Here is a 24,617-nt window from a genome sequence, read left to right on the forward strand (position 1 = left end):
ACCTCAGCGCCGACTGAACTCGGAGGCCCGCTGGATCTGCTCGGTGCGCAGGCGCACGCCGGTGTACAGCGCGAATTGCTCCGCGGCCTGCAGTGCCACCACCTGCGCACCGGTGATCACGGGCTTTCCTGCGGCGCGCGCCGCGACGATCAGCGGTGTCTCGGACGGCACCGCGACCACGTCGACGACGGCGCGAGCGGCGGCGATCTGCTCGGTGGCGAACGGCAGCGCGTCGGAGTCCGGACCGCCGGCCATCCCGACGGGTGTCACGTTGACGAGGACGTCGGCCGAGACGTCGTCGGCGGTGGCCGACCAGCCGTAGCCGTACTTCTCGGCGAGAGCCGGTCCGGTTCTCTCGTTGCGCGCCACGACAGTTCCCGTGGTGAAGCCCGTGTCCCGCAGCGCGGCGACGACGGCCTTGGCCATGCCGCCACTGCCCGTGACCGCGACCGACCACGACGGGTCGAGACCGGCCTCCCGGACGAGGTCCGCGACGGCCTGGTAGTCCGTGTTGTAGGCGTGCAGCACGCCGTCCTCGTTGACGATGGTGTTCACCGAGTCGATCGCGGACGCCGAGTCGTGCATGACGTCGACGTGCTCGATGCACGCCTCCTTGAACGGCATGGACACTCCGCTGCCGCGGATTCCGAGCGCACGGATTCCGGCGACGGCCGCGGGGAGGTCGGTGGTGGTGAACGCCTTGTAGACGAAGTTCAGATCCAGCTCGTCGTAGAGGTAGTTGTGGAACCGGGTCCCGATGTTGCTGGGCCGCCCCGACAACGACATGCAGAGCTGGGTGTCTTTGGTGAACACACGCGACATGACGGGCAGCGTAACGGTTCCGGCGACGGCTCGGGTTCGGACGGAGTCAGGGGCAGGAGTTCGACACCGTGGTCAGCACGTCCCGGTCGGCCACCGTGACGGGAAGCCCGTACCGGACGGCCACCGTGAGGAACCGCCCCGCGTAGTAGCAGTGGTACGCGCCGTTGGGAGGCATCCAGTCCGAGGGGGTCTTGTCGCTCTTCGACTGGTTCTCCGCACCCGAGACGGCCATGAGGTTGTACGTGATGTCGTTGGCGAAACGGATGCGCTGATCGAGCGGCCACTGCCAGGCGCCCATGTCCCACGCCGCCGCCAGCGGGTAGGTGTGGTCGATCTGCACGTCGCCTGCGCTCTGCTTGCTGAACGGCAGCACCGATCCCGTGAACGGATCGTTCAACGATCCCGCCACGACGACGCAGTCGTTGGTTCCCGGCCGGAACTGCACGTCGGTGAGCGCGAGCTGCAGCACGTTGTCGCGGGTGCCGCAGCCGTCGTGTCCGCCCGGGCCGTCGTAGTCGTCGGTCCAGGCGGGACCGAACACGCATCCGTCCCCGGCCTTGCAACTGCGCTCGTACCCCGGCACGTCGGGCCGGGAGTCCACGACGGCGACCTGCGCGAGCAGTGACTCGATCGTCGTCGCGGGGGGACTGCCCGGTGCGGGAGTGGGCGGGCCCAGCAGCGTCGAGCAGCCGGTGAGGACGGCCAGGACCATCGCGGCGACGAGCGCGGACGCGAGACGCCGCGTCGGCCGGGTCGAGGAGAAGGTCACGAGGAGCGAGTATGCCGGGTGGGTCCGACAGGACGCGGGACGTTCTGCACAGGCCTCGCAGTGATTGGATGGCACCATGCTCCACGGCCTCTGGACCCCCGGTCGAGGCCTGATGTTGTGGGAGGACGACGACGCCCCGAGCGGCGACCGTCGTTCGGCCGACACGCCGGAGCTCCCGCCTCATCTGGCCAAGGTGATGTCCCGACGGATGCGGCACCGTGCCGACGTCACCCTGCCGACGCCGCGCGGACACGTGGCGGTGTCGATGCCGTCGATCGCGCTGGCGCCGGCGGACGCAGTGGAACTGCTGTTGCGCGTTCCGCCCCGCCACCCCGCGATCTCCGGTGATCTGCGCTATCTCGCCCTCGTGGTGGCCGGGGTGGAGCGGTGGGTCCGTGCCGCGCGAGTGGTCCCGGTGCAGGTGCGGTTCGAGTCGCAGTGGTGGCTGCGGTGGCGACTGGTCGGAGGGGAGCCACAGCGCGCGTGGCGCGCGGAACTGGCGGCCGCGATGCCGCCGGTGCAGAGTGCGGAGGGCGGTGCGCGCGCCGTCCTCGACGACCTGCTCGCCGAGGTGACGGATCCGATCGTGCGCCGCGTCATCGGACGCCCCGGAGTCGAGCATCCGCTCCTGTGGTCCCTCGTCGAGGAGGAGCCGTACGAGGAGGGATCGGCTCGCTCCGAGGCGGCACTGGAGCAGTGGCGGGCGAGCCTGCGCGGCGACGAGCCCGAGCTGGTCCTGCGGCTCACCGAACCGGACGACGACGAGGAGACCGGGGAGCCGTTGTGGCCGCTCGAGGTGTTGCTGCGTCCGGACGGTGAGGCGCCGACGCCGGTGGTGGTGCACCGCGGCGGCGCGCCCGGTGCACACGGTGGCGGAGCGCCGGGTGTGCGGGACGCGGAACTGTTCCGGGTCGCGGTGGCGAAGCTCGGCGAGGCGATGGCCGCGTACGAGCCGCTGCGCTCGATGGCGACGGACACCGGCTCGCTCGACATGCTGCTGCCCACGGCGGCGGTGACCGACTTCGTGCTGCACGGGGTCGAGAAGCTGCGTGCCGTGTCGGTCGGGGTGCTGCTTCCGCGGGCGTGGAGTCGCCTCGACGCGTCGTTGCGGCTGAAGGTCGACTCGCCGCCGTCGCCCACCGCGGAGAACCGGGCGGCGGGGTTGGACGAGATCGTCTCGTACGACTGGCAACTGGCCATCGGCGACATGGAACTGACGCCGGAGGAGATGGCCCGGCTCGCGTCGACGAAGGGCGACCTGGTGCGACTGCGCGGCACCTGGGTGCAGGCCGACGGAACCGCCCTGAGCCGCGCGATCGAGTACGTGAAGAAGCAGAACCGGGACCGCGCCCTGCCGCTCGCCGACGTGCTGGGGCAGTTGTCCGCCGAGAAACCGCCGCCGGTTCCCGTCGAGCGGATCGAGGCCACCGGCTGGGCGCAGAAGTTGCTCGACCCGGACCGCCGGCCGGAACCGGTGGAGGTGCCCGACTCGGTGCACGCGACGCTGCGGCCGTATCAGCAGCGCGGTGTGGAGTGGCTCGCCTTCATGAGTTCGGCCGGCCTCGGGGCGGTACTGGCCGACGACATGGGGTTGGGAAAGACGCTGCAGCTGCTGGTTCTCCTGGCGCACGAGCGATCGGTGACACCGACGTTGCTCGTCGCGCCCATGTCGGTGGTGGGCAACTGGCAGCGCGAGGCGGCGAAGTTCGTGCCGACCCTGCGCGTGCTGGTGCACCACGGGCCGGATCGCGCGACGGGGGACGACCTGACGGCTGCGGTGCGCTCGCACGATCTGGTGGTCACGACGTACGCATTGTTGGCCCGCGACGTGGGCGAACTGTCGGCGCAGACCTGGCGACGGGTGGTGCTCGACGAGGCCCAGCACGTCAAGAACAGCAGCACGGCGCAGGCCCGCGCGGCGCGGGCGATTCCCGCGGCGCACCGGATCGCGCTGACGGGCACGCCCGTGGAGAACCGGTTGGACGAGCTCCGGTCGATCTTCGACTTCTGCAACCCCGGCATCCTGGGCACCCCCGCCACGTTCCGGGCACGCTTCGCGATCCCGATCGAACGCGAGAAGGAGGAGACCGCCGTGGCCAGGTTGCGCTCCCTCACGTCACCGTTCGTTCTGCGACGGGTGAAGACCGACGAGACGGTCATCGCGGATCTGCCCGACAAGTTCGAGATGACCGTGCGCTCGAACCTCACCGCCGAGCAGGCGAGCCTGTACCAGGCCGTCGTCGACGAGATGATGCGACAGATCGCCGAGAGCGAGGGCATGGCGCGCAAGGGTGCGGTGCTCGGCGCACTGACCCGGCTCAAGCAGGTGTGCAATCACCCTGCGCACTTCCTCGACGACGGGTCGACGGTGTTACGTCGTGGCAAGCACCGCTCCGGCAAACTCGCACTCGTGGACGACATCCTCGACTCTGTCCTCGGCGACGGCGAGAAGGCGTTGTTGTTCACCCAGTTCACGGCGTTCGGCTCGATGGTGGCGCCGTACCTCGAACGCCGGTTCGGCGTTCCCGTCCCGTTCCTGCACGGTGGTGTGAGCAAGGGCCGACGGGACGCGATGGTCGAGGAGTTCCAGTCCGCCGGCGGTCCTCCGATCATGGTGCTCTCGCTCAAGGCGGGTGGCACCGGCCTCAACCTGACGGCCGCCAATCACGTGGTGCACCTGGACCGGTGGTGGAATCCGGCGGTGGAGAACCAGGCGACGGATCGCGCGTTCCGCATCGGCCAGCGCAAGGACGTCCAGGTGCGCAAGTTGTTGTGCGTCGGCACCGTGGAGGAGCGCATCGACACCATGCTGACCACGAAGAAGGATCTGGCCGATCTCGCGGTGGGCTCCGGCGAGAGTTGGATCACCGAGTTGTCGACGGGGGAGTTGCGCGATCTGCTCACGCTCTCCGAGGACGCGGTGGGCGACTGATGGCGCAGTTCGACCAGTTCGGCCCCCGGCGGCGGATCCCGGACGGCATCGCGGCGAAGACCTCTCGGGGCGCCTTCGGTCGCACGTGGTGGGGCAAGCAGTTCGTGGAGACCATCGAGTCGATCGCCGACGCCGGGCGGCTCTCGCGCGGACGGACGTACGCCCGCGGCGGGCAGGTGATCTCCCTCGAACTCCGGCCGGGGCGGATCGACGGCGACGTCCAGGGCAGTCAGGTGGAGCCGTTCTCGGCGTCGGTGAGCATCGCTGTCCTGGATCCGTTCGACATGGACGCGCTGATGTCCGACGTGCAGGAGTCGCCCGGCATGCTGACCGAGCTCGCCTCCGGCTCGGTTCCGCGGGCGCTGGGGCCGCGGCTGCTGCTGTCGAGTGCGTCGCAGCTCGATTTCGACTGCACCTGCCCCGACAGCGGGTGGCCCTGCAAGCACGCCGCGGCGCTGACGTATCTCGCCGCGGAGCGGATCGACGAGGACCCGACGCGCCTGCTGGCGCTGCGCGGAGTCGACCTCGATGCCCTGGTGGGGTTCGTCGAGGACGCGGAGGCGACGGTCGATCCGGACGATCATTTCGGCGACGCGACGACGCTGCCCGCGCTGCCGGACCCGCTGTTCTCGCCGGCGTCGGACGATCTCGCGGCGTCGTTGCTGCGCATCGCGTTGCGGACGGCGGACGTCGACGAGCGGGGGGTGCGGTCCGCGATGGCGGAGCTCGACGCGCTCTATCGGCGGATGGGCGGGGCGTGATCCTGGACATACATGGACGTCCGACTATAGGATCACCTCACTCAACGACGACGAAGGTGGATCCGTGACCCGAGAACTGACGCACTACATCGGTGGACAGCACGTGGCGGGGGAGTCGGGCCGTTTCTCCGACGTCTTCGACCCGAACACCGGCGAGGTGCAGGCCCGCGTTCCTCTCGCCAGTACGGCGGAGGTCGAGGCTGCCGTGGCGAACGCCGAGGAGGCACAGGTCGAGTGGGCGCTGCAGAACCCGCAGAAGCGCGCCCGCGTCCTGATGCGCTTCCTGGCCCTCATCAACGAGAACATGGAGCCGCTCGCCCAGCTGCTTTCGTCCGAGCACGGCAAGACCGTGGCCGACGCCAAGGGCGACATCCAGCGCGGCCTCGAGGTCGTCGAGTTCGCCACCGGCATCCCGCATCTGCTCAAGGGTGAGTTCACGGCGAGTGCCGGAACGGGTATCGACGTGTACTCGATGCGTCAGCCTCTCGGTGTCGTCTCCGGCATCACCCCGTTCAACTTCCCGGCGATGATCCCGCTGTGGAAGGCCGCGCCCGCCATCGCCTGCGGCAACGCGTTCATCCTCAAGCCGTCCGAGCGGGATCCGTCCGTGCCGCTGCGGCTGGCCGAGCTCTTCCTCGAGGCCGGCGGCCCTCCCGGCATCTTCAACGTCGTCAACGGCGACAAGGAAGCAGTGGACGCGATCCTGACCGACCCCCGCATCAGCGCGGTGGGCTTCGTCGGATCCACGCCCATCGCCCAGTACATCTACGAGACCGCCGCCGCGCACGGCAAGCGCGCCCAGTGCTTCGGTGGCGCCAAGAACCACGCCATCGTCATGCCCGACGCCGACCTCGACGAGGTGGCCGACGCACTGATCGGCGCCGGCTACGGCAGCGCGGGCGAGCGCTGCATGGCGATCTCCGTCGCGGTACCCGTCGGCGAGGAGACAGCGGAGGCCCTGCGCGCCAAACTGGTCGAGCGTGTCGAGAAGCTCAGCGTCGGACGCAGCGACGACGCAGGCAGCGACTTCGGACCGCTCATCACCGCCGAGGCCGTTCAGCGCGTCACGGACTACGTGCAGATCGGCGTGGACGAGGGTGCGGACCTGGTGGTCGACGGCCGCGGCTTCTCCCTCGCCGGCCACGAGAACGGGTTCTTCACCGGCGCAACGCTGTTCGACAAGGTGACGACGGACATGCGCATCTACAAGGAGGAGATCTTCGGACCGGTGCTGCAGATCGTGCGTGCCGCCGACTACGAGGAGGCTCTGCGCCTGCCGTCGGCCCACGAGTACGGCAACGGTGTCGCGATCTTCACGCGCGACGGTGACACGGCGCGCGACTTCACCGCGCGGGTGAACGTCGGCATGGTCGGCGTCAACGTTCCCATTCCGGTGCCGATCGCCTACCACACCTTCGGTGGCTGGAAGCGGTCCGGATTCGGCGATCTCAATCAGCACGGCCCGGATTCGGTGCGGTTCTACACCAAGACCAAGACGGTCACCCAGCGGTGGCCCAGCGGCCGCAAGGAAGCTGTGGCGCAGAACCACTTCGTCATCCCGACGATGGACTGACGGTGGCGGACATCTTCGCGCTCGACGAGGACGAGCGCGCGATCAGCGAGACGGCAGCGGATTTCGCCGCGGAGTTCCTCGCTCCGAACGCCGTGGAGTGGGACCGGACCAAGCACTTCCCGGTCGACGTCCTGCGCAAGGCCGCCGCACTCGGTATGGGCGGGATCTACATCGCCGAGGACGTCGGCGGCTCCGGTCTGCGCCGCGTCGACGCCATGCGGATCTTCGAGAAGCTCGCCGCAGGTGATCCGTCGATCGCCGCGTACCTGTCGATCCACAACATGGTGGCGTGGATGATCGACACCTACGGCTCCGACGATCAACGGCGACAGTGGCTTCCGGCTCTGTGCTCGATGGAGACCCTGGGTAGCTACTGCCTCACCGAACCGGGCGCCGGATCCGACGCGGCCGCGCTGTCGACCAAGGCGGTGCGCGACGGGGACACCTACGTCCTGAACGGCGTGAAGCAGTTCATCTCGGGTGCCGGCGAGTCCGCCGTCTACGTCGTCATGGCACGCACCGGCGGGCCCGGCCCGTCCGGCATCTCCGCGTTCGTCGTCGAGAAGGACACGCCGGGACTGTCGTTCGGCGCCAACGAGGCCAAGATGGGCTGGAACGCGCAGCCCACCCGCCAGGTGATCCTGGAGGACGTCACGGTGCCGGCCGACAATCTGCTCGGCGGCGAGGGCAACGGGTTCCGCATCGCGATGAACGGCCTCAACGGCGGTCGCATCAACATCGCGGCCTGCTCGCTGGGCGGCGCGACGGCGGCGTTCGACGCCGCGGTGTCCTACCTCGCCGACCGTCGTGCGTTCGGATCACGGCTGCTCGACGCGCAGGCACTGCAGTTCCGCCTGGCCGACATGCGGACAGATCTCGAGGCGGCCCGGGTCCTGCTCCTGCGGGCCGCGAGTGCTCTCGACGCCGATGCTCCCGACAAGGTGCAGCTGTGTGCGATGGCGAAGAAGTTCACCACCGACGTGGGGTTCACCGTGGCCAACGACGCGCTCCAGTTGCTCGGTGGCTACGGCTATCTCAGTGAGTACGGTCTGGAGAAGATCGTCCGCGATCTCCGAGTGCACCAGATCCTGGAAGGAACGAACGAGGTCATGCGAATCGTCATCGCCCGATCGGTGGTGGGTGCCGCGTGAGCGACACCGCCGCGGAGAACTCCGACGTCCTGCTGACGGTCGACCGCGGGGTCGCCACGGTCACCCTGAACCGGCCGCGCGCGATCAACGCGCTCAGCCACGCGATGGTGCGCGACATCGACGCGGCTCTCGTGCGGTGGGAGGACGACCCGTCGGTGCGCGCCGTGCTGATCACCGGCAACGGTGAGCGCGGACTGTGCGCCGGTGGCGACATCGTCGCGATCCACGACGACGCGAAGGCGAAGGCAGGCGAGAACTGGCCGACGGGGTCCGCCACCGCGCAGTTCTGGCGGGACGAGTACGTCATGAACTCGCGGATCAACCGGTACGGCAAGCCGATCGTCGCTCTGATGGACGGTGCGGTGATGGGCGGCGGAGTGGGTATCTCCGCTCACGCGACGGTCCGTATCGTGACGGAGAAGTCGAAGGTCGCGATGCCCGAGGTCGGCATCGGCTTCGTTCCGGACGTCGGCGGGACGTATCTCCTCGCCCGGACGCCCGGCGAGATCGGCACCCACCTCGCGTTGACCACCGCGCGCATGACGGCGGGCGACGCCGTCGCTGCCGGATTCGCCGATCACTTCGTGCCCACCGAGGATCTGCCGGCGTTCGTCGAGGCCCTGCACACGGGCACCGTCGACACCGCCCTGTCGCTCGTCTCGCCCGTTCCCGAGTCGGCTCTGGCGGCGCAGCGTGAGTGGATCGACGCGGCCTACACGGGCGACGACGCGGCGAGCATCGTTGCGCGGTTACGTGCCGACGGCCGCGACGAGGCCGTCGCTGCGGCCGACGCGATCGAGGCGAAATCCCCCACGTCGGTGGCGGTCACGCTCCGCTCACTGCGCCGCGCGGCCGCGGCGTCGTCGCTGGACGAGGTCCTCGACGACGAGTACCGCGTGTCCATCGCCTGCCTGGACAGCCCCGACCTCGTCGAGGGCATCCGCGCGCAGGTGGTGGACAAGGATCGTCGACCGCGCTGGACGCCTGCCCATCTCGACGACGTCACCACCTCCGACGTCGATCGTTTCTTCGCACCGCTCGGCGACGCCGAGTTGGGTCTGACATCCGCTGCGGCGGACTCCGTCTCGAAAGGACCACAATCGTGAGCACCGTGATCGCCTTCCTGGGGCTGGGGCACATGGGCGGGCCGATGGCGGCCAACCTCGCCGCGGCCGGCCACGACGTCCGAGGCTTCGACCTCGTTCCCGCCTCGCTCGACCAGGCGCGGGAGAAGGGCATCACGGTCGCCGAGTCGGCCGCCGACGCCGTGGCGGGTGCCTCGGTGGTGGTGACGATGCTGCCCAGTGGCAAGCACGTCCTCGACTGCTATGCCGACGTCGTCCCCGCTGCCGGCGCCGGCACGCTGTTCATCGACTCCTCGACCATCGACGTGGCCGATGCCCGAACGGCGGCCGACGTCGCGCGGGCCGCGGGCCACCGCGCCGTCGACGCTCCCGTCTCGGGCGGCGTCGGTGGAGCCACCGCGGGCACGCTGACGTTCATGGTCGGGGGCGACGACGCTGCCGTCGCCGAGGCGAATCCGCTGCTCGAGATCATGGGTCGCAAGATCGTGCACTGCGGACAGAGCGGCAACGGCCAGGCGGCCAAGCTGTGCAACAACATGATTCTCGGGGTCTCCATGATCGCCGTCAGCGAGGCCTTCGTGCTCGGGGAGAAGCTGGGGCTGACCAATCAGGCACTGTTCGACGTCGCCAGCACGGCATCGGGACAGTGCTGGGCGTTGACCACCAACTGTCCCGTTCCGGGGCCGGTGCCGACGAGTCCCGCGAACAACGACTACACGCCGGGATTCGCCGCCGCGTTGATGCGCAAGGATCTGGGTCTCGTGTCGGAGGCCGTGCGCGCCAACGGTGTCGAGGCGCAGCTGGGCATGCTGGCCTCGGCGATGTACGAGGCGTACGCCGCCGAGCACGGGGACAAGGACTTCTCCGGCATCGTGCAGGACATCCGTGAGCGTTCGGGCGGTACCGCGTGAGCGACATCGGGACGCCGACAGTGGAGACGCAGCTGTTCGAGACGATCACGGTCGAGACCAGGGGCCGCGTCGGCGTCATCACGCTGAACCGGCCGAAGGCGCTGAACGCGTTGAACTCTCAGCTGATGACCGAGGTGGTCGAGGCTGCCGTGGCGTTCGATCGTGATCCGGCGATCGGGGCGATCGTGGTGACCGGTTCCGAGAAGGCGTTCGCGGCCGGTGCCGACATCAAGGAGATGCAGTCCAAGACCTACATGGAGGTCTACACGCAGGACTTCTTCTCCGAGTGGGACGCGTTCGCCGCAGTGCGCACACCGACCATCGCCGCCGTGGCGGGTTACGCCCTCGGTGGGGGATGCGAGCTGGCCATGATGTGCGACATCCTGATCGCAGCGGACACGGCTCAGTTCGGCCAACCGGAGATCGCTCTGGGGGTGATCCCCGGAATCGGTGGCTCGCAACGGTTGACGCGTGCCGTCGGCAAGGCCAAAGCGATGGAGATGTGTCTGACCGGTCGCAAGATGGGCGCCGAGGAGGCGGAGCGAGCAGGGCTCGTGTCGCGGATCGTGCCGGCGGCCGATCTGCTCGCCGATGCGCTGGAGACGGCCGAGACGATCGCCGCGAAGTCGCTTCCCATCGCCGTCATGGCGAAGGAAGCCGTGAATCGGGCGTTCGAATCGACTCTGGCGGAGGGTGTTCGGTTCGAACGTCGCCTGTTCCACTCGACGTTCGCCACCGACGATCAGACCGAGGGCATGACCGCCTTCACCGAGAAGCGTCAGCCGGTGTTCCGCCACCGCTGATCCGGTCGTACCGAGATCCGGTGCGACTCTCCTCGCCGAGCGAGGGGAGTGGCACCGGATCTCTGCTGTCACCAGCCGGACGTGTCCTCGTCGTCGAAGTCCCCGGCGCGCCGCCGGACCCCTGCGAGGATGGACACCAGTCTGTCCAGATCCGCACCCGCGACTCCGGGGAGCCCGAACACGCGGTCGTTGAGATCTTCCGTCGCCTTGACCGCCAATTGCCGTCCCGCCTCGGTGATCTCGACGAGTGTGGTGCGGCGATCCGTGGGGTGCGGTACCCGCGTGACCAGGTCCGCCTTCTCCAACCTGTCGACGGCGTTGGTCACCGAGGTGGGATGGACCTGCAGGCGTGCGCTGGCTTTCGCCATCGGCAGGGCGCCGGTCTTCGTGAAGGTGAGCAGGGTCAGCAACTCGTAGCGAGCGAAGGTCAGCCCCGTGGGTTTGAGAACCTCTTCGACGCGCGCCATCATGATCTGCTGGACGCGCATGATGGACGTGACCGCGGCCATGCCGTCGGCGGCGTCCGACCATCCGTGGCGGATCCACTGACGGTGAGCTTCCGCGATGGGGTCCAGCGGAAGCTTCGGCGCTGACGACATGGGTCGATCTTCCCACGTTCGCACGGTGGATCGACTCGGCGCGCGATGGAGTCGATCGCCACATCCGTCACATCTGCATCATGCGACACTTTGGTATCAATGCAGTCTCGACGACCGTGACCTGACGAAACCCGTGATCGAATCGGACCACACGGTTCCCACGGGACCGCACGCGCATCTCGATCCCGAGATCGTCGACCCCGAGCCATTCAGGAGCATGCATGCGTACATTCCGTCGGCCTCGTCGAACGGTGGCCGCCCTGGCCATCGCCTGCGCCGGAGCGCTCGCGCTGCCGGCCGTCGCCTCTGCCGATCCGGCACCCGCTCCGGACCCGTTCCAGCAGGCGCTGGCCACTCTCGAGGGATCCGCTGCGCCGGGGGACGTCGCCCTCGAGGCGGCGCGCGCCGTGCTGGGTGCCGCACCGTCGGTCGATGTCGCGGAGCCTGCCGGTACGAACCCGCTGGCGCTGCTGGACGCTGCGAACGGACTGCTCGGCGGCTTCGGTCTCACGCCGTTCTTCTACCCGACGGCCGCGATCAACTGCTCCGCGCTCCCGGGTGCGCCGCTCGGCATCGTGCCCGCGGTCGCCGGTTCGGCTCCCGGCCCGTACACGCCGAAGGTGCCGGGTGTCACCATTCCGACACTGCCCGGGATCGACACCACGATCGCCGATCCGGGCGAGACGCTGTACGCCTTCGTTCCGGCGCCCGGCGGCATCGTGAACGACGGTGCGAACAAGTCCGGCATGCAGGTGGCGTGGTTCAACGTCAACACGCTGAAGGGTGGCTTCGCCGACATGGGTGGTCTCACCGACGTCGTCCTCGCGGAGATCATCGAGCCACTGGGTGAGCCGTTCCGTTCCATCGGACGCGACCTGCTGACGAACAACCTCTCGAAGTTCCCCAACGCCGGTGTGCGCCTGGCACCCGTCGCCACGGGCTCGGGCACCGTGTTGTCGGCGATCTTCGGCCAGGTCTCGCACGACGGCAAGACCTGCGCGTTCTTCCCGACGGTGGGGCTCACGCAGGTTCCCTGACACCGGACGCACGAGAAGAACGGGCATCGACCGCTGTGGTCGGTGCCCGTTCTGCGTTACGGTCGCGGCATGACGGAGGGAACGGTGCGGGAGTGGCGTGCCGACGGGATCCACGGCGTCGTCCACGAACCTGCCGGCGCACCCGTCGCGACGGCCGTGCTCGCCCACGGTGCGGGAAGCAACTGCGACGCAGCGATTCTGGTGGCCGTGGCCAACGAGCTCGCGGACCGTGGGGTACTGACGGCGCGGATCGATCTCCCGTTTCGTCAGGCTCGGCCCAAGGGCCCTCCGAACCGAGCGGGCGCCGCCGCGGATCGTGCCGGTATCGCCGCCGCGGTGCGGGCGCTGGATGCGCGGGGACCGGTGATCGTCGGGGGTCACTCGTACGGCGGCCGTCAGGCCTCGATGCTCCTCGCCGAGGACCCCGACATCGCGGACGCTCTTCTCGCACTGTCCTATCCGCTGCACCCGCCGACGAAGCCGGACACCCTGCGGACCGAGCACTTCCCGGGCATCGCCGCTCCGACCGTGATCGTGCACGGCTCGCGGGACCCGTTCGCCACCGGCGACGAACTGCGCGAGCACACGACGCGGATCGGGGGAGCGGTGACCATCGTGACGATCGAGGCTGCGGGACACGACCTGGCGCCTGCGAGGAAACCGACGGCCCGGCTGACGGCCGACGCCGTGATGTCGGCGCTCCTGGCGAACGACTGACGGTGCTCGCACCGGGCGAGTGATGGGTGCCCCCGGCAGGATTCGAACCTGCGGCCTTCCGCTCCGGAGGCGGACGCTCTATCCCCTGAGCTACGGGGGCGCACCGGAGCGAACTCCGATGTGCCGTTTCGGGCGGTGCCAACAGTAGCGCATCACGCGATCAGAGCGGAGCAGCACCCTTCTCGGTGAGCATCTGCGTCATCAGCTGAGCCTCCGAGGTCTGGGTGTTCACCATCGTCTGCGCGAGATTGCGCACCGCGGGCGTCTCCGCGTGCACCGCGCCGTACTCCATCATCGGCAGACCACCCTCGTGGTGGCGCAGCATCAACTGGAGGAACAGCACGTCCAGTGCCGGACCGGTGGCGGCGCGCAGGGCCGTCATGTCCTGCGTGCTCGCCATACCCGGCATGGTCTGTACGGGACCGGTGGACGAGCCGGACCCGGACATGGACGACATCGACGAGCCGGACATGGAGTGTCCGCCGTCCTCCGTCATCCAGCCCATGTAGCCGCCCGTCGGCAACGGAGCGGCGTCCCAGAGCGCCAGCCAGCCCTGCATCTGCCCGGCCTGGTTCTGCTGTGTCGTGAGGATGTCGTACGCGAGATTCTTGACCAGCGGATCGGAGGCGCCACTGAGCGCGATGGTCGCCATCTCGATCGCCTGGTTGTGATGCACGGTCATGTCCTGCGAGAACCCGACGTCGACCGAATCGGCGCCCGGTGTGGGTGCCGGATCGTCCCGCAACGGGGTCTGCGCGAGGAAGCCGACGGCGAACCCGATGACGAGCAGGGCCACCGCACCCAGGACCAGCAGCGCCGACCGCTGACTCCGCTGCGCCGTGGGCCGCTCCTCCGTCGTCACGCTCACGGTGTGGGCACTGCCGCGCCGTCGGTGGGCAGGCCGTCGGTGGGCAGGCCGTCGGTGGGCAGGCCCAGCCCGCCCGGGAGCTGACCCGCACCCGTCTCGGAGGCGTCGGGGGTCAGGCCCTCGCCGCTCATCGGCACCGCGTCGGGGCCCGGTGCACTGCCGTCGAACGGCGGCGGGTTGTCCTGGTCGAAGGTCTCCGGCGTCGTGGAGCAGCTCGCGCCGACCTCGGGGTAGGCGTAGCGATTCAGGCGGAGTGCGGCGATGAAGTGGTCGATCCGGGGGTCGTCGACACTGTCGAGCTTGAGCTGGTGGCCCCACGACTGCAGCGAGATCGGGGAGTCGAGTCCGGGGTAGGCGGACATGAGCATGTACTGCTGGTTCTCGACCTTGGCGGCCAGCGTCGAGATCTGGTCCTCGCTCAGGTCGTCCGGGTTGTAGGCGATCCAGACGGCGCCGTGCTCGAGCGAGTGCACGGCGTTCTCGGTGCGCAGGCCGTCCGGGTAGACCGTGCCCATGCAGTTGGCCCACACCTGGTCGTGCGGGCCACCGAACGGCGGCGACTGGTCGTAGGCGACACGCTGCGAGCCGGTGACGTGCAGCGCAGCGGGATAGTCCTGCGTGACCACGCCGTCGATGCCGGTCGACGGGTCCTGGTTCTCCTCGGTGGGAGCGAAGCGCTGCGCCTCGGCGCGGTCCTGGTACTTGGGCACCAGATTCCAGGCCAGGGCGCCGATCAGCGCGATGACCACGACGGATGCCGCCACCGTCAGCCACGGGATCTGGCGCCGCTTGCCCGATCCCACGCTGGAGGGGACACCACCCTTGTTCCGGGTGCCGGTCTTGCTGGCAGCCTTGATGGCCTTGGCTGACTTCTTGTCGGAACCGCTTGGCATGGTCGGAGCGCTCTTTCGATCGAGGAGATGAGTGGCCGCCTACTCGAGGCAGCCCCACTGTACGGAGGGAGTCTGAGCCCTCGCTGAAGCGCTCCCGTCGGACCCACCGGTGACCGCGGTCGGGGTGCTGTGCAGCGAGACCATAGGATAAGGCCCCGTGACTCCCGCCGACCTCGCCGAACTGCTGCATGCCACCGCAGCGGCCGTGCTCACCGAGCACGGACTCGATCCTGCCGTGTTGCCCGCGACGGTGACGGTGGACCGCCCGCGCAATCCCGAGCACGGCGACTACGCGACCAACGTCGCGATGCAGGTGGCCAAGAAGGCGGGCGTCAGCCCCCGCGACCTGGCGACCTGGCTCGCGGACGGTCTGGCCGGTGCCGACGCTGTCGAGGCCGTCGACGTGGCCGGTCCCGGATTCCTCAACATCCGGCTCGCGAAGTCCGCTCAGGGCGCCATCGTGGAGCGCGTGCAGCGCGAGAACGATCGCTACGGCTGGTCCGACGAGCTCACCGGGACCTCGATCAACCTGGAGTTCGTCTCGGCGAACCCCACGGGTCCCGTGCACCTGGGCGGCGCCCGCTGGGCCGCGGTGGGCGACGCCCTGGGGCGCATCCTCACCTCGCGGGGTGCCGCGGTCACCCGCGAGTACTACTTCAACGATCACGGCGCGCAGATCGATCGGTTCGCACGCTCGCTGGTCGCCTCGGCGCTGGGTCTGCCCGCTCCGGAGGACGGCTACGCGGGCGAGTACATCGCCGAGATCGCCGCGGCCGTCGTCACGCAGCGACCGGACGTGATGGGTCTGCCCGACGACGAGCGGCAGGAGGTGTTCCGAGCCCTCGGCGTCGACGCGATGTTCACGAAGATCAAGTCGGACCTGCACGAGTTCGGCACCGACTTCGACGTGTACTTCCACGAGAACTCGCTCTTCGAGTCCGGCGCGGTCGAGCGCGCTGTGGAGACGCTGAAATCCTCGGGCAACCTGTACGAGAAGGACGGGGCCTGGTGGCTCCGCAGCACCGAGTACGGCGACGACAAGGATCGCGTCGTGGTCAAGAGCGACGGCAACGCCGCGTACATCGCCGGCGACATCGCGTACTTCCAGGACAAGCGATCTCGCGGGTTCGACCTGTGCATCTACATGCTCGGCGCGGACCACCACGGCTACATCGGTCGGCTCAAGGCCGCTGCCGCAGCCTTCGGCGACGATCCGGCGACCGTCGAGGTGCTCATCGGTCAGATGGTCAACCTCGTCCGCGACGGTGTCGCCGTGAAGATGAGCAAGCGTGCGGGCACGGTGATCTCTCTCGACGACCTCGTGGAGGCCATCGGGATCGACGCCGCGCGGTACGTGATGGTGCGGTCGTCGGTCGACTCGTCGATCGACATCGATCTCGCGCTGTGGGCGAGCCGGAGCAACGACAACCCGGTGTACTACGTGCAGTACGCCCACGCCCGGTTGTGTTCTCTCGCCCGCGGTGCCGAGGAGCTGGGCGTCTCCGCCGCGGATCCCGACTTCGCGCTGCTGACCCATGCCGCGGAAGGTGACCTCGTCCGTACCGTCGGGGAGTTCCCCCGCGTCGTCGCCAGTGCGGCGGGGCTGCGCGAACCCCACCGGATCGCCCGGTACCTCGAGGAGTTGGCGGGTGCCTATCACCGGTTCTACGGAGCGTGTCGAGTACTTCCCCGAGGAGACGAGGATCCGATGCCCGTCCACACAGCGCGGCTCGCCCTGGGCGACGCCACCCGGCAGGTCCTGGCCAATGGCCTGGCCATGCTCGGTGTCAGCGCACCGGAGAAGATGTGAGCGCGCATCCCGCCGGGCCGCGGCACGCCGAGCAGTCGGGCCCCGGCACCCCGGAGCGTCCGGCGGACAGCGCGGCACTCACGGACCTTCATCCGAAGGTGTTTCCCCGCAACGCAGCTCGTGGTGACGACGGTGTCGTGACGCTGGCCGGTGTTCCGGTGACGGAACTTGCCGCCACGTACGGCACGCCGCTGTTCGTCATCGACGAGGACGATTTCCGGTCGCGCTGCCGCGAGATGGCGGAGGCGTTCGGTGCCCCCGAGCGGGTGCACTACGCGTCCAAGGCCTTCCTGTGTGGGGAGATCGCTCGCTGGGTCGCGGACGAGGGTCTGTCCCTCGACGTGTGCTCGGGCGGCGAGCTGGCGATCGCACTGAACGCGGGCTTCCCGGCGAACCGGATCGCGATGCACGGCAACAACAAGTCACGGGCCGAACTGGAGGCGGGAGTGCGCGCCGGTGTCGAGCACGTCGTGCTGGACTCGATGATCGAGATCGACCGGCTCGACGAGGTCGCTGCCGCGGCGGGAACGGTGCAGGACGTCCTGATCCGCATCACCGTCGGGGTCGAGGCACACACGCACGAATTCATCGCCACCGCCCACGAGGACCAGAAGTTCGGTTTCAGCCTGTCCGACGGCAGCGCGCTCCGGGCCGTCAGTCGGGTGTTCGAGACCGACAATCTGCGCCTCGTCGGCCTGCACTCGCACATCGGATCCCAGATCTTCGAGGTCGACGGGTTCGAGCTCGCGGCTCACCGCGTGATCGGGTTGCTGCGCGACATCAAGGCCGAGTTCGGCACCGAGAAGACCTCGCAGATCACCGTGGTCGATCTCGGCGGCGGCATGGGCATCCACTACGTGCCGGGGGACAACCCGCCCCCCGTGCAGGATCTGGCCGCCAAGCTCGCCCACATCGTCGAGTCCGAGTCGGCGGCCGCCGGGATCCCCACTCCGACACTGGCAGTGGAGCCCGGACGCGCGATCGCGGGACCGGGCACCGTGACGCTGTACGAGGTGGGCACCGTCAAGGACGTCACCGTCGACAGCACCCACACGCGCCGCTACATCAGCGTCGACGGGGGCATGAGCGACAACATCCGGACCTCGCTCTATCAGGCCGAGTACGTCGGCCGCCTCGCGTCGCGTACGTCGGAGGCTCCGGCCGTTCTGGCCCGGATCGTCGGAAAGCACTGCGAGAGTGGCGACATCGTCATCCGCGACACATGGCAGCCCGAGGATCTCGGTCCCGGTGACCTGTTCACCGTGGGCGCGACGGGTGCGTACTGCTACTCGATGTCGTCCCGGTACAACCTTCTGCCCCGTCCGGCCGTCGTCGCCGTGCGGGACGGGCAAGCGCGGCTGGTACTCCGCCGCGAAACGTTCGACGACCTGCTCAGCTTGGAGGTAGACCGGTGACCGCTCCAGAATCGTCAGTGTCGTCGGAGGCCGCGGCCTTCGTCAGTCCCGTGGACAAGCCGATCGGCGTCGCCGTCCTCGGTATGGGGAACGTCGGCAGCGAGGTCGTGCGCATCCTGCTCGATCACGCCACCGATCTCACCGCCCGCGTCGGTGCGCCGCTCGTGCTGCGGGGAGTCGCGGTGCGCGACATCGGCAAGGACCGCGGCATCGACCCCGACCTGCTGACCACCGACGTGCGCGCACTCGTCGCGCGCGACGACGTCGACCTGGTGGTCGAGGTGCTCGGCGGCATCGAGCCGGCCCGCGAACTGATCCTCGCCGCGCTCAACGCCGGCAAGTCGGTCGTCACGGCCAACAAGGCACTCCTCGCCGAGTACACCGGTGAGTTGGCCGACGCCGCCGAGAGCCACCGCGCCGACCTGTACTTCGAAGCCGCTGTGGCAGGGGCCATTCCGGTGGTCCGGCCGCTGATGCAGTCTCTCGCCGGCGACCGGGTGAACCGTGTCATCGGCATCGTCAACGGCACGACGAACTTCATCCTCTCGGCCATGGACGAGACGGGTGCGGACTACGCGGACACGCTTGCGGAGGCGGGACGGCTGGGATACGCGGAGGCGGATCCGACGGCCGACGTCGAGGGCTTCGATGCTGCGGCGAAGGCCGCCATCCTGGCCTCGCTCGCGTTCCACACGCGGGTCACCTCGGCCGACGTACACCGCGAAGGGATCTCCTCGATCACCGCGGCGGACATCGCCACCGCGCGTGCGTTCGACTGCACCGTCAAGCTTCTCGCGCTGTGCGAGCGTGTGAGTGACGACGACGGCAACGACCGCATCTCCGTCCGCGTCTACCCGTCGCTCGTACCGCTGTCGCACCCGCTCGCCTCGGTGTCGGGTGCCTTCAACGCCGTCGTGGTCGAAGCCGAGGCCGCGGGACGGCTCATGTTCTACGGCCAGGGTGCGGGCGGCGCTCCCACCGCGTCCGCCGTCATGGGCGACCTGGTGATGGCGGCGCGCAACAAGTTCTACGGCGGCCGTGGACCCGGGGAGTCGACGTACGCCAAGCTCCCCGTCGCACCCATGGGGGACACCCCAACGCGGTACCACGTCAACATGCAGGTCGCGGATCGCGCCGGAGTGCTCTCCGCCGTCGCGGCCGAGTTCGCCAAGAACGACGTCAGCATCTCCACGGTGCGCCAGGAGGGCGCGAGCAAGCATGCCCGTCTCGTCGTCGTCACGCACCGCGCCAAGGACTCGGCTCTGGCGGCCACCGTGGACGCGCTGAAGGAACTCGACATCGTCACCGCCGTCACCAGCGTTCTCCGACTCGAGGGAACGTCCGAATGATCGGGATCTCGATCGCGGGATCGACTGTGGCGCCAGGGTCGTCGGTGAACCCGGCTGCTACCGAGTCGGCATAGTGGCCGGGCCGGCCGACGTGACGAGGACACTCACCACCGGGACGGTGGCGCACGCCCGCGTGCCTGCCTCCAGTGCCAACCTCGGACCAGGGTTCGACACACTGGGGCTCGCCCTGGGTCTGTTCGACGACGTCGTCGTCACCGTGGCGGAATCCGGGCTCGACATCGAGGTCGACGGTGAGGGTGCGCGCGAGGTTCCGTGGGGTCCGTCGCATCTCGTCGTGCGAGCGATCGAGCGTGGTCTCGAGTCGGCCGGCGTGTGGGCGGACGGCTTGAAAGTACGCTGCCACAACAGGATTCCTCACTCTCGCGGCCTCGGCTCGTCGGCGTCGGCAGTGGTCGGTGGGCTCGCCGCGGCCAACTGCCTCGCGGCGTCCCTGGATCCGGCTCTCGCGTTGTCGCCCGAGCAGATGGTGCAGCTGGCCGCCGAGTTCGAGGGTCATCCGGACAACGCGTCGGCCAGCGTGCTCGGCGGCGCCGTGGTGTCCTGGAGCCGCGAGTCCGGCCCGCCGGAGGGGCCGCGGGCCTATGCGGCCGCCCGTCTCGACGTGCACCCGGACATCGGTGCGACGGTGCTCATCCCGACCGAACGGTCGTCCACGGCGCACACGCGCGGACTGTTGCCCGACCTCGTTCCGCACCGCGACGCCGCGTTCAACGCGAGCCGATCCGCGCTCGCGGTCGTGGCCCTGACGACGCGACCCGATCTGTTGATGGTGTCCACCGAGGATCGCCTGCACCAGCCCTACCGGGCCTCCGCCCTGCCGGTGACGTCGCGATGGGTCGAGACCCTGCGCGCACACGGGCACGCCGCGACGGTCTCGGGCGCCGGACCCACCGTGCTCGTGCTCGGAACGGCGAGCATCGCGCGCGAGTTGGCCGACCGCGCCGGGGACGACGGGATGACGGTGCTGGAGCTGGACATCGCGGACGGCGTCACGACGCGCTGACGCGGACATTCTTGCCCGTACCTCGCATCACGGCTATTGTGGTACGCGTCCGTACATCGTGCGCAGTCAGCGCGCCGATTTCTCCAGGGCATTACTTCCCGGCCTCGAGCTCCAGCGGTGCCGCCGTCGTCGATCGGCGCGCCACGGCCGCCAGGGAAGTCGCATCCTGGAACAGCCTTCGCTCTTCTGCACGACGCGAACGTACGCGGCATCCGAGTTCGACACGAGAGTCGAACGGCGGAACGAACCCTCGATCTGCGCACCAGGCGCGCGAGGGAAGGAAAGGACCTCCGTGACCGATACGGAATCTATCGCTGCTCCGGCGACCCAGTCCGACACGCGCCCGCGCACGTCGCGCCGCGGTGCCGGACTCTCCGGGATGGTGCTCACCGAGCTGCGCGGACTCGCGTCCGAACTCGGCATCAAGGGTGTCTCCGGGATGCGTAAGGGCGACCTCGTGTCCGCGATCGAGGCCAAGCAGGTGCCCGCGTCCGCGGCTGCCACCGAGGCACCGTCGCGCGCACCCCGCGTGAGCCGGTCCGCGCCCGCCGCCACGTCGGACGCACCGTCCGCCGGTGTGTCCGACGCCGTGGCCCCCCGGGATTCCGGAGCCGACGGTGCGAGCGCCGGCGCCTCCAGCTCCGACGCCGGTACCCCCAGCGCCGACACCTCGGGTTCCGACGGTGCAGCGTCCGACGGCGCGAACCCCGACGGCCCGCGTCGCACGCGGAACCGTCGCGGAGCGACCCGCCGTGCCGGCGCCGCGGAGTCGACCGACACCGCCGCCGAGTCGCAGAACGACGCTGCGCCTGCGCAGGACGGCCGCGCGCACCAGTCGACCGACGCGTCAGCGTCCACCACGACGGCTCCGGCCGAGACCACCCGCACCGACGGTGGCGACGACCGCGACCAGGGCGAGGGTGATCGTCAGAACGGGGACCGGCCGCGCCGCGAGCGCCAGGGCCGCAACCAGGGCGATCGCAATCAGGGCGACCGCAACCAGGGCGACCGCAACGATCGCAACCAGGGCGACCGCAACCAGGGCGACCGGAACGACCGCAACCAGGGCGACCGCAACGATCGCAACCAGGGCGACCGCAACGATCGCAACCAGGGCGATCGCAATCAGGGTGACCGGAACGATCGCAACCAGGGCGACCGCAACCAGGGTGACCGCAACAACGGGCCTCGTGACAACGGTCCCCGCGACGACGAGGACGGCGAGGGCCGCGGCAGGCGGGGACGTCGTTTCCGCGAGCGTCGCCGTGGGCGCGATCGTGACGGTGCTCCCGAGGGCGGCGGCAACCAGCGTGATCGTGAGCGCGAGCCCGAACTGCGCGACGACGACGTCGTGCAGCCCGTCGCCGGCATTCTCGACGTGCTCGACAACTACGCGTTCGTCCGGACCTCGGGATACCTCGCGGGACCGAACGACGTGTACGTCTCCATGAACATGGTGCGCCGCAACGGCCTCCGACGCGGTGACGCACTGACCGGTGCCGTGCGAGTGGCCCGCGAGGGGGAGCAGAACAACTCCCGGCAGAAGTTCAACCCGCTGGTCCGTCTCGACACGGTCAACGGTGCGCCGCCGGACGGCAACCGCAAGCGGCCGGAGTTCAACAAGCTGACGCCGCTGTACCCGAATCAGCGACTGCGCCTCGAGACCACGCAGAACATCCTGACGACGCGCGTGATCGATCTGGTCATGCCGATCGGCAAGGGGCAGCGTGCGCTCATCGTGAGCCCGCCCAAGGCGGGTAAGACCAGCGTGTTGCAGGCGATCGCGAACGCCATCGCGACGAACAACCCCGAGTGCTACCTGATGGTCGTGCTCGTGGACGAGCGTCCCGAAGAAGTGACCGACATGCAGCGCAGCGTGAAGGGTGAGGTCATCGCCTCCACCTTCGATCGCCCGCCGGGCGACCACACCTCGGTCGCCGAGCTGGCGATCGAGCGCGCCAAGCGTCTGGTCGAGGACGGCCGCGACGTGGTGGTGCTGCTCGACTCGATCACGCGTCTGGGCCGTGCGTACAACAACAGCTCGCCGGCCTCGGGTCGCATCCTGTCCGGTGGTGTCGACTCCACGGCGCTCTACCCGCCCAAGCGCTTCCTCGGTGCCGCGCGCAACATCGAGAACGGTGGATCGCTCACCATCATCGCCACGGCGATGGTGGAGACCGGCTCGACAGGTGACACGGTGATCTTCGAGGAGTTCAAGGGCACGGGCAACGCCGAGCTCAAGCTCGATCGCAAGATCGCCGAGCGGCGCGTGTTCCCGGCGGTGGACGTCAATCCGTCGGGCACCCGCAAGGACGAGCTCCTGCTCAGTCCCGACGAGGCGGCCGTGCTGCACAAGCTGCGTCGGGTGCTCTCCGGGCTCGACTCGCACCAGGCGATCGATCTGCTGATCGACCGACTGAAGAAGAGCAAGAACAACATCGAGTTCCTCATGTCGGTCTCCAAGACGGCGCCCGGTTCGCCGGAGGACTGACCCCCGAGGATCGACGGAACAAACGTCTCGGCACCGATGTTGAGACGATTACCAGCGCGGACAGCTGCTCTGGCATACTGATCGGCCGAGTCCGGTTCCGGTTCACGCTCTCGACAGTCGAGGCGACCCGGCGACCATGAAAGGGACACCATGAAGGCAGGAATTCACCCCGATTACACAGCGACGACAGTCGTGTGTGGTTGCGGACATACTTTCGAGACCCGCAGCACCAACTCGGCGGAGCGCATCAACGTCGAGGTCTGCTCGCAGTGCCACCCGTTCTACACGGGCAAGCAGAAGATCCTCGACACCGGCGGCCGCGTGGCTCGCTTCGAGGCTCGCTACGGCAAGCGCGCAGGCAAGAAGGCCGACGCCGACAGCTAGCTCTTCCGCCGACGCCCGTTCCGAGATTCGTCTCGGGGCGGGCGTCGGTCGTTTCTGCACCATTGTTCGTTGACATTCTTCGGTTCGACAGGGAGAACACCGTGGCCGCCTCCGCGACACCGTCCGCGATCGACGACATCCTCGCCGAGCACGCCGGACTCGAGCGCGACCTGTCCGATCCCTCGCTGCACGACGATCCGGCGGCGGCTCGCCGCGCCGGGAAGCGGTTCGCGCAGCTGGCCCCGATCATGAGTGTGTACTCCAAGCTCAGTGCCGCCCGCGACGATCTCGAGGCGGCCCGCGAGCTCGCTGCCGACGACGCCGGCTTCGCCGCGGAGATCCCGGCGCTCGAGGCGACCGTGGCCGAGCTCGACACCACCCTCACCGACCTGCTCGCGCCCCGTGATCCTCACGACGCCGACGACGTCGTGCTGGAGGTCAAGTCGGGTGAGGGCGGCGAGGAGTCCGCCCTGTTCGCGTCCGATCTCGCTCGGATGTACGTCCGGTACGCCGAGCGCCACGGCTGGCGGGTCGAGATCCTCGACGCGAACGTCTCCGATCTGGGTGGGTACAAGGACGCGACGCTGTCCATCAAGGCGCGCACCGACACCGCCGACGGTGTGTGGTCGCGGTTCAAGTTCGAGGGCGGCGTGCATCGGGTGCAGCGTGTTCCCGTCACCGAATCGCAGGGACGAGTGCACACGTCGGCGGCCGGCGTCCTGATCTACCCGGAGCAGGACGAGGTCGAAGCCGTCCAGATCGACGAGACCGATCTGCGCATCGACGTCTACCGCTCGTCCGGCAAGGGTGGCCAGGGCGTCAACACCACGGACTCCGCGGTGCGCATCACGCATCTGCCCACGGGCATCGTCGTCACCTGTCAGAACGAACGCTCCCAGCTGCAGAACAAGGCGAGGGCGATGCAGGTGCTCGCCTCGCGGCTGCAGGCGGCGGCCGAGGAAGCGGCCGACAAGGAGGCGGCGGCCGGGCGTGCGAGCCAGGTGCGCACCGTCGATCGGTCCGAGCGCATCCGCACGTACAACTTCCCTGAGAACCGCATCACCGACCACCGCATCGGCTTCAAGTCGCACAACCTGGACGCCGTTCTCGACGGTGACATGGACGCGCTCCTCGACGCGCTCGCCGCGGCCGACCGACAGGCGCGGCTCCAGGCGGAATGACCTCCGCGTGATCGCCGGGCCGACCGGCAGTGCGAAGCTGTG

21 protein-coding genes and 1 tRNA gene are annotated in these 24,617 nt (G+C 69.1%); 16 read left to right on the forward strand and 6 right to left on the reverse strand.

Annotated elements, in window-relative coordinates:
• Nucleotides 1-3: 3 nt before the first annotated feature.
• Both OG947_RS16605 and OG947_RS16610 read right to left on the reverse strand, forming a co-directional pair.
• The gene (locus tag OG947_RS16605) at nucleotides 4-822 is read right to left on the reverse strand and encodes a shikimate 5-dehydrogenase (RefSeq protein WP_328812393.1); all 819 of its coding nucleotides are present in this window, start codon (nucleotides 820-822) and stop codon (nucleotides 4-6) included.
• Nucleotides 823-868: 46 nt separating this feature from the next.
• Nucleotides 869-1,534, reverse strand: a complete 666-nt coding sequence (locus OG947_RS16610; RefSeq protein WP_328814048.1) for an HNH endonuclease family protein — start codon at nucleotides 1,532-1,534, stop codon at nucleotides 869-871.
• Nucleotides 1,535-1,667: 133 nt separating this feature from the next.
• Between OG947_RS16610 and OG947_RS16615 the strand changes: the two genes are divergently transcribed.
• From OG947_RS16615 to OG947_RS16645, 7 genes are all read left to right on the forward strand, one after another.
• Nucleotides 1,668-4,523: a DEAD/DEAH box helicase gene (locus OG947_RS16615; protein WP_328812394.1), complete on the forward strand. Its 2,856-nt coding sequence runs from the start codon at nucleotides 1,668-1,670 to the stop codon at nucleotides 4,521-4,523.
• Nucleotides 4,523-5,284, forward strand: coding sequence for an SWIM zinc finger family protein (locus OG947_RS16620; protein WP_328812395.1), 762 nt, complete (start codon nucleotides 4,523-4,525; stop codon nucleotides 5,282-5,284). Before OG947_RS16615 ends, OG947_RS16620 begins: the two co-directional genes overlap by 1 nt.
• Nucleotides 5,285-5,348: 64 nt before the next feature.
• Nucleotides 5,349-6,857, forward strand: coding sequence for a CoA-acylating methylmalonate-semialdehyde dehydrogenase (locus tag OG947_RS16625; protein WP_328812396.1), 1,509 nt, complete (start codon nucleotides 5,349-5,351; stop codon nucleotides 6,855-6,857).
• 11 nt (nucleotides 6,858-6,868) lie between these two features.
• Nucleotides 6,869-8,008: an acyl-CoA dehydrogenase family protein gene (locus OG947_RS16630; RefSeq protein WP_328814049.1), complete on the forward strand. Its 1,140-nt coding sequence runs from the start codon at nucleotides 6,869-6,871 to the stop codon at nucleotides 8,006-8,008.
• Nucleotides 8,005-9,114, forward strand: coding sequence for an enoyl-CoA hydratase/isomerase family protein (locus OG947_RS16635; RefSeq protein WP_328811497.1), 1,110 nt, complete (start codon nucleotides 8,005-8,007; stop codon nucleotides 9,112-9,114). Before OG947_RS16630 ends, OG947_RS16635 begins: the two co-directional genes overlap by 4 nt.
• On the forward strand, nucleotides 9,111-10,004 hold the full coding sequence (mmsB, locus tag OG947_RS16640) for a 3-hydroxyisobutyrate dehydrogenase (RefSeq protein ID WP_328812398.1): 894 nt from the start codon (nucleotides 9,111-9,113) through the stop codon (nucleotides 10,002-10,004). The genes OG947_RS16635 and mmsB overlap by 4 nt, the downstream gene beginning before the upstream one ends.
• 32 nt (nucleotides 10,005-10,036) lie before the next feature.
• The gene (locus tag OG947_RS16645; RefSeq protein WP_442973132.1) at nucleotides 10,037-10,807 is read left to right on the forward strand and encodes an enoyl-CoA hydratase; all 771 of its coding nucleotides are present in this window, start codon (nucleotides 10,037-10,039) and stop codon (nucleotides 10,805-10,807) included.
• A 68-nt stretch (nucleotides 10,808-10,875) separates the two neighbouring features.
• Here OG947_RS16645 and OG947_RS16650 read toward each other — a convergent pair whose 3' ends face one another.
• Nucleotides 10,876-11,406 carry a MarR family winged helix-turn-helix transcriptional regulator gene (locus OG947_RS16650; protein WP_027507237.1) on the reverse strand — a complete coding sequence of 177 codons (531 nt, stop codon included), beginning with the start codon at nucleotides 11,404-11,406 and terminating at the stop codon, nucleotides 10,876-10,878.
• A 221-nt stretch (nucleotides 11,407-11,627) separates the two neighbouring features.
• Here OG947_RS16650 and OG947_RS16655 point away from each other — a divergent pair, with 221 nt between their 5' ends.
• Together OG947_RS16655 and OG947_RS16660 are read left to right on the forward strand one after the other, a co-directional pair.
• A complete protein-coding gene (locus OG947_RS16655; RefSeq protein ID WP_027507236.1) occupies nucleotides 11,628-12,443 on the forward strand; it encodes a hypothetical protein in 816 nt (271 codons plus the stop codon).
• A gap of 69 nt (nucleotides 12,444-12,512) precedes the next feature.
• The gene (locus OG947_RS16660; RefSeq protein WP_328812399.1) at nucleotides 12,513-13,160 is read left to right on the forward strand and encodes an alpha/beta hydrolase family protein; all 648 of its coding nucleotides are present in this window, start codon (nucleotides 12,513-12,515) and stop codon (nucleotides 13,158-13,160) included.
• Between the two features lie 27 nt (nucleotides 13,161-13,187).
• On the opposite strand, the gene OG947_RS16665 is transcribed toward OG947_RS16660, so the two are convergent.
• The 3 genes from OG947_RS16665 to OG947_RS16675 all read right to left on the reverse strand — a co-directional run bounded on the left by OG947_RS16665 (nucleotide 13,188) and on the right by OG947_RS16675 (nucleotide 14,921).
• A tRNA-Arg gene (locus OG947_RS16665) sits at nucleotides 13,188-13,260 on the reverse strand.
• Between the two features lie 60 nt (nucleotides 13,261-13,320).
• A complete protein-coding gene (locus OG947_RS16670) occupies nucleotides 13,321-14,022 on the reverse strand; it encodes a DUF305 domain-containing protein (protein WP_027507234.1) in 702 nt (233 codons plus the stop codon).
• Between the two features lie 2 nt (nucleotides 14,023-14,024).
• Nucleotides 14,025-14,921 (reverse strand): DUF3105 domain-containing protein, encoded by an 897-nt coding sequence (locus OG947_RS16675; protein WP_328812400.1) that lies wholly within the window; start codon nucleotides 14,919-14,921, stop codon nucleotides 14,025-14,027.
• A 157-nt stretch (nucleotides 14,922-15,078) separates the two neighbouring features.
• Here OG947_RS16675 and argS point away from each other — a divergent pair, with 157 nt between their 5' ends.
• The 7 genes from argS to prfA all read left to right on the forward strand — a co-directional run bounded on the left by argS (nucleotide 15,079) and on the right by prfA (nucleotide 24,575).
• Entirely contained in the window at nucleotides 15,079-16,731 is a 1,653-nt protein-coding gene (argS, locus tag OG947_RS16680; RefSeq protein WP_328812402.1) for an arginine--tRNA ligase, read from the forward strand.
• Entirely contained in the window at nucleotides 16,728-18,146 is a 1,419-nt protein-coding gene (lysA, locus tag OG947_RS16685; protein ID WP_056448484.1) for a diaminopimelate decarboxylase, read from the forward strand. The genes argS and lysA overlap by 4 nt, the downstream gene beginning before the upstream one ends.
• Nucleotides 18,143-19,495, forward strand: a complete 1,353-nt coding sequence (locus OG947_RS16690; RefSeq protein ID WP_155957165.1) for a homoserine dehydrogenase — start codon at nucleotides 18,143-18,145, stop codon at nucleotides 19,493-19,495. The genes lysA and OG947_RS16690 overlap by 4 nt, the downstream gene beginning before the upstream one ends.
• A gap of 91 nt (nucleotides 19,496-19,586) precedes the next feature.
• Nucleotides 19,587-20,519 (forward strand): homoserine kinase, encoded by a 933-nt coding sequence (gene thrB, locus OG947_RS16695; RefSeq protein ID WP_222632725.1) that lies wholly within the window; start codon nucleotides 19,587-19,589, stop codon nucleotides 20,517-20,519.
• Nucleotides 20,520-20,811: 292 nt separating this feature from the next.
• Entirely contained in the window at nucleotides 20,812-23,010 is a 2,199-nt protein-coding gene (gene rho, locus OG947_RS16700) for a transcription termination factor Rho (protein WP_328812403.1), read from the forward strand.
• A gap of 150 nt (nucleotides 23,011-23,160) precedes the next feature.
• Nucleotides 23,161-23,394: a 50S ribosomal protein L31 gene (gene rpmE, locus OG947_RS16705; protein ID WP_027507227.1), complete on the forward strand. Its 234-nt coding sequence runs from the start codon at nucleotides 23,161-23,163 to the stop codon at nucleotides 23,392-23,394.
• Between the two features lie 101 nt (nucleotides 23,395-23,495).
• Nucleotides 23,496-24,575, forward strand: coding sequence for a peptide chain release factor 1 (gene prfA / locus OG947_RS16710; protein ID WP_056448490.1), 1,080 nt, complete (start codon nucleotides 23,496-23,498; stop codon nucleotides 24,573-24,575).
• Nucleotides 24,576-24,617: the final 42 nt, after the last annotated feature.

The sequence above is a fragment of the Rhodococcus sp. NBC_00297 genome (assembly GCF_036173065.1).
Lineage (GTDB): Bacteria > Actinomycetota > Actinomycetes > Mycobacteriales > Mycobacteriaceae > Rhodococcoides.

What these genes read in the sequence shown, in the direction of transcription:
- OG947_RS16650 (WP_027507237.1), bottom strand. Translation starts at nt 11,406, where the DNA reads ATGTCGTCAGCGCCGAAGCTTCCGCTGGACCCCATCGCGGAAGCTCAC.
- OG947_RS16675 (WP_328812400.1), bottom strand. Translation starts at nt 14,921, where the DNA reads ATGCCAAGCGGTTCCGACAAGAAGTCAGCCAAGGCCATCAAGGCTGCC.
- OG947_RS16660 (WP_328812399.1), top strand. Translation starts at nt 12,513, where the DNA reads ATGACGGAGGGAACGGTGCGGGAGTGGCGTGCCGACGGGATCCACGGC.
- OG947_RS16610 (WP_328814048.1), bottom strand. Translation starts at nt 1,534, where the DNA reads ATGGTCCTGGCCGTCCTCACCGGCTGCTCGACGCTGCTGGGCCCGCCC.
- rpmE (WP_027507227.1), top strand. Translation starts at nt 23,161, where the DNA reads ATGAAGGCAGGAATTCACCCCGATTACACAGCGACGACAGTCGTGTGT.
- OG947_RS16605 (WP_328812393.1), bottom strand. Translation starts at nt 822, where the DNA reads ATGTCGCGTGTGTTCACCAAAGACACCCAGCTCTGCATGTCGTTGTCG.
- OG947_RS16615 (WP_328812394.1), top strand. Translation starts at nt 1,668, where the DNA reads ATGCTCCACGGCCTCTGGACCCCCGGTCGAGGCCTGATGTTGTGGGAG.
- OG947_RS16655 (WP_027507236.1), top strand. Translation starts at nt 11,628, where the DNA reads ATGCGTACATTCCGTCGGCCTCGTCGAACGGTGGCCGCCCTGGCCATC.
- OG947_RS16620 (WP_328812395.1), top strand. Translation starts at nt 4,523, where the DNA reads ATGGCGCAGTTCGACCAGTTCGGCCCCCGGCGGCGGATCCCGGACGGC.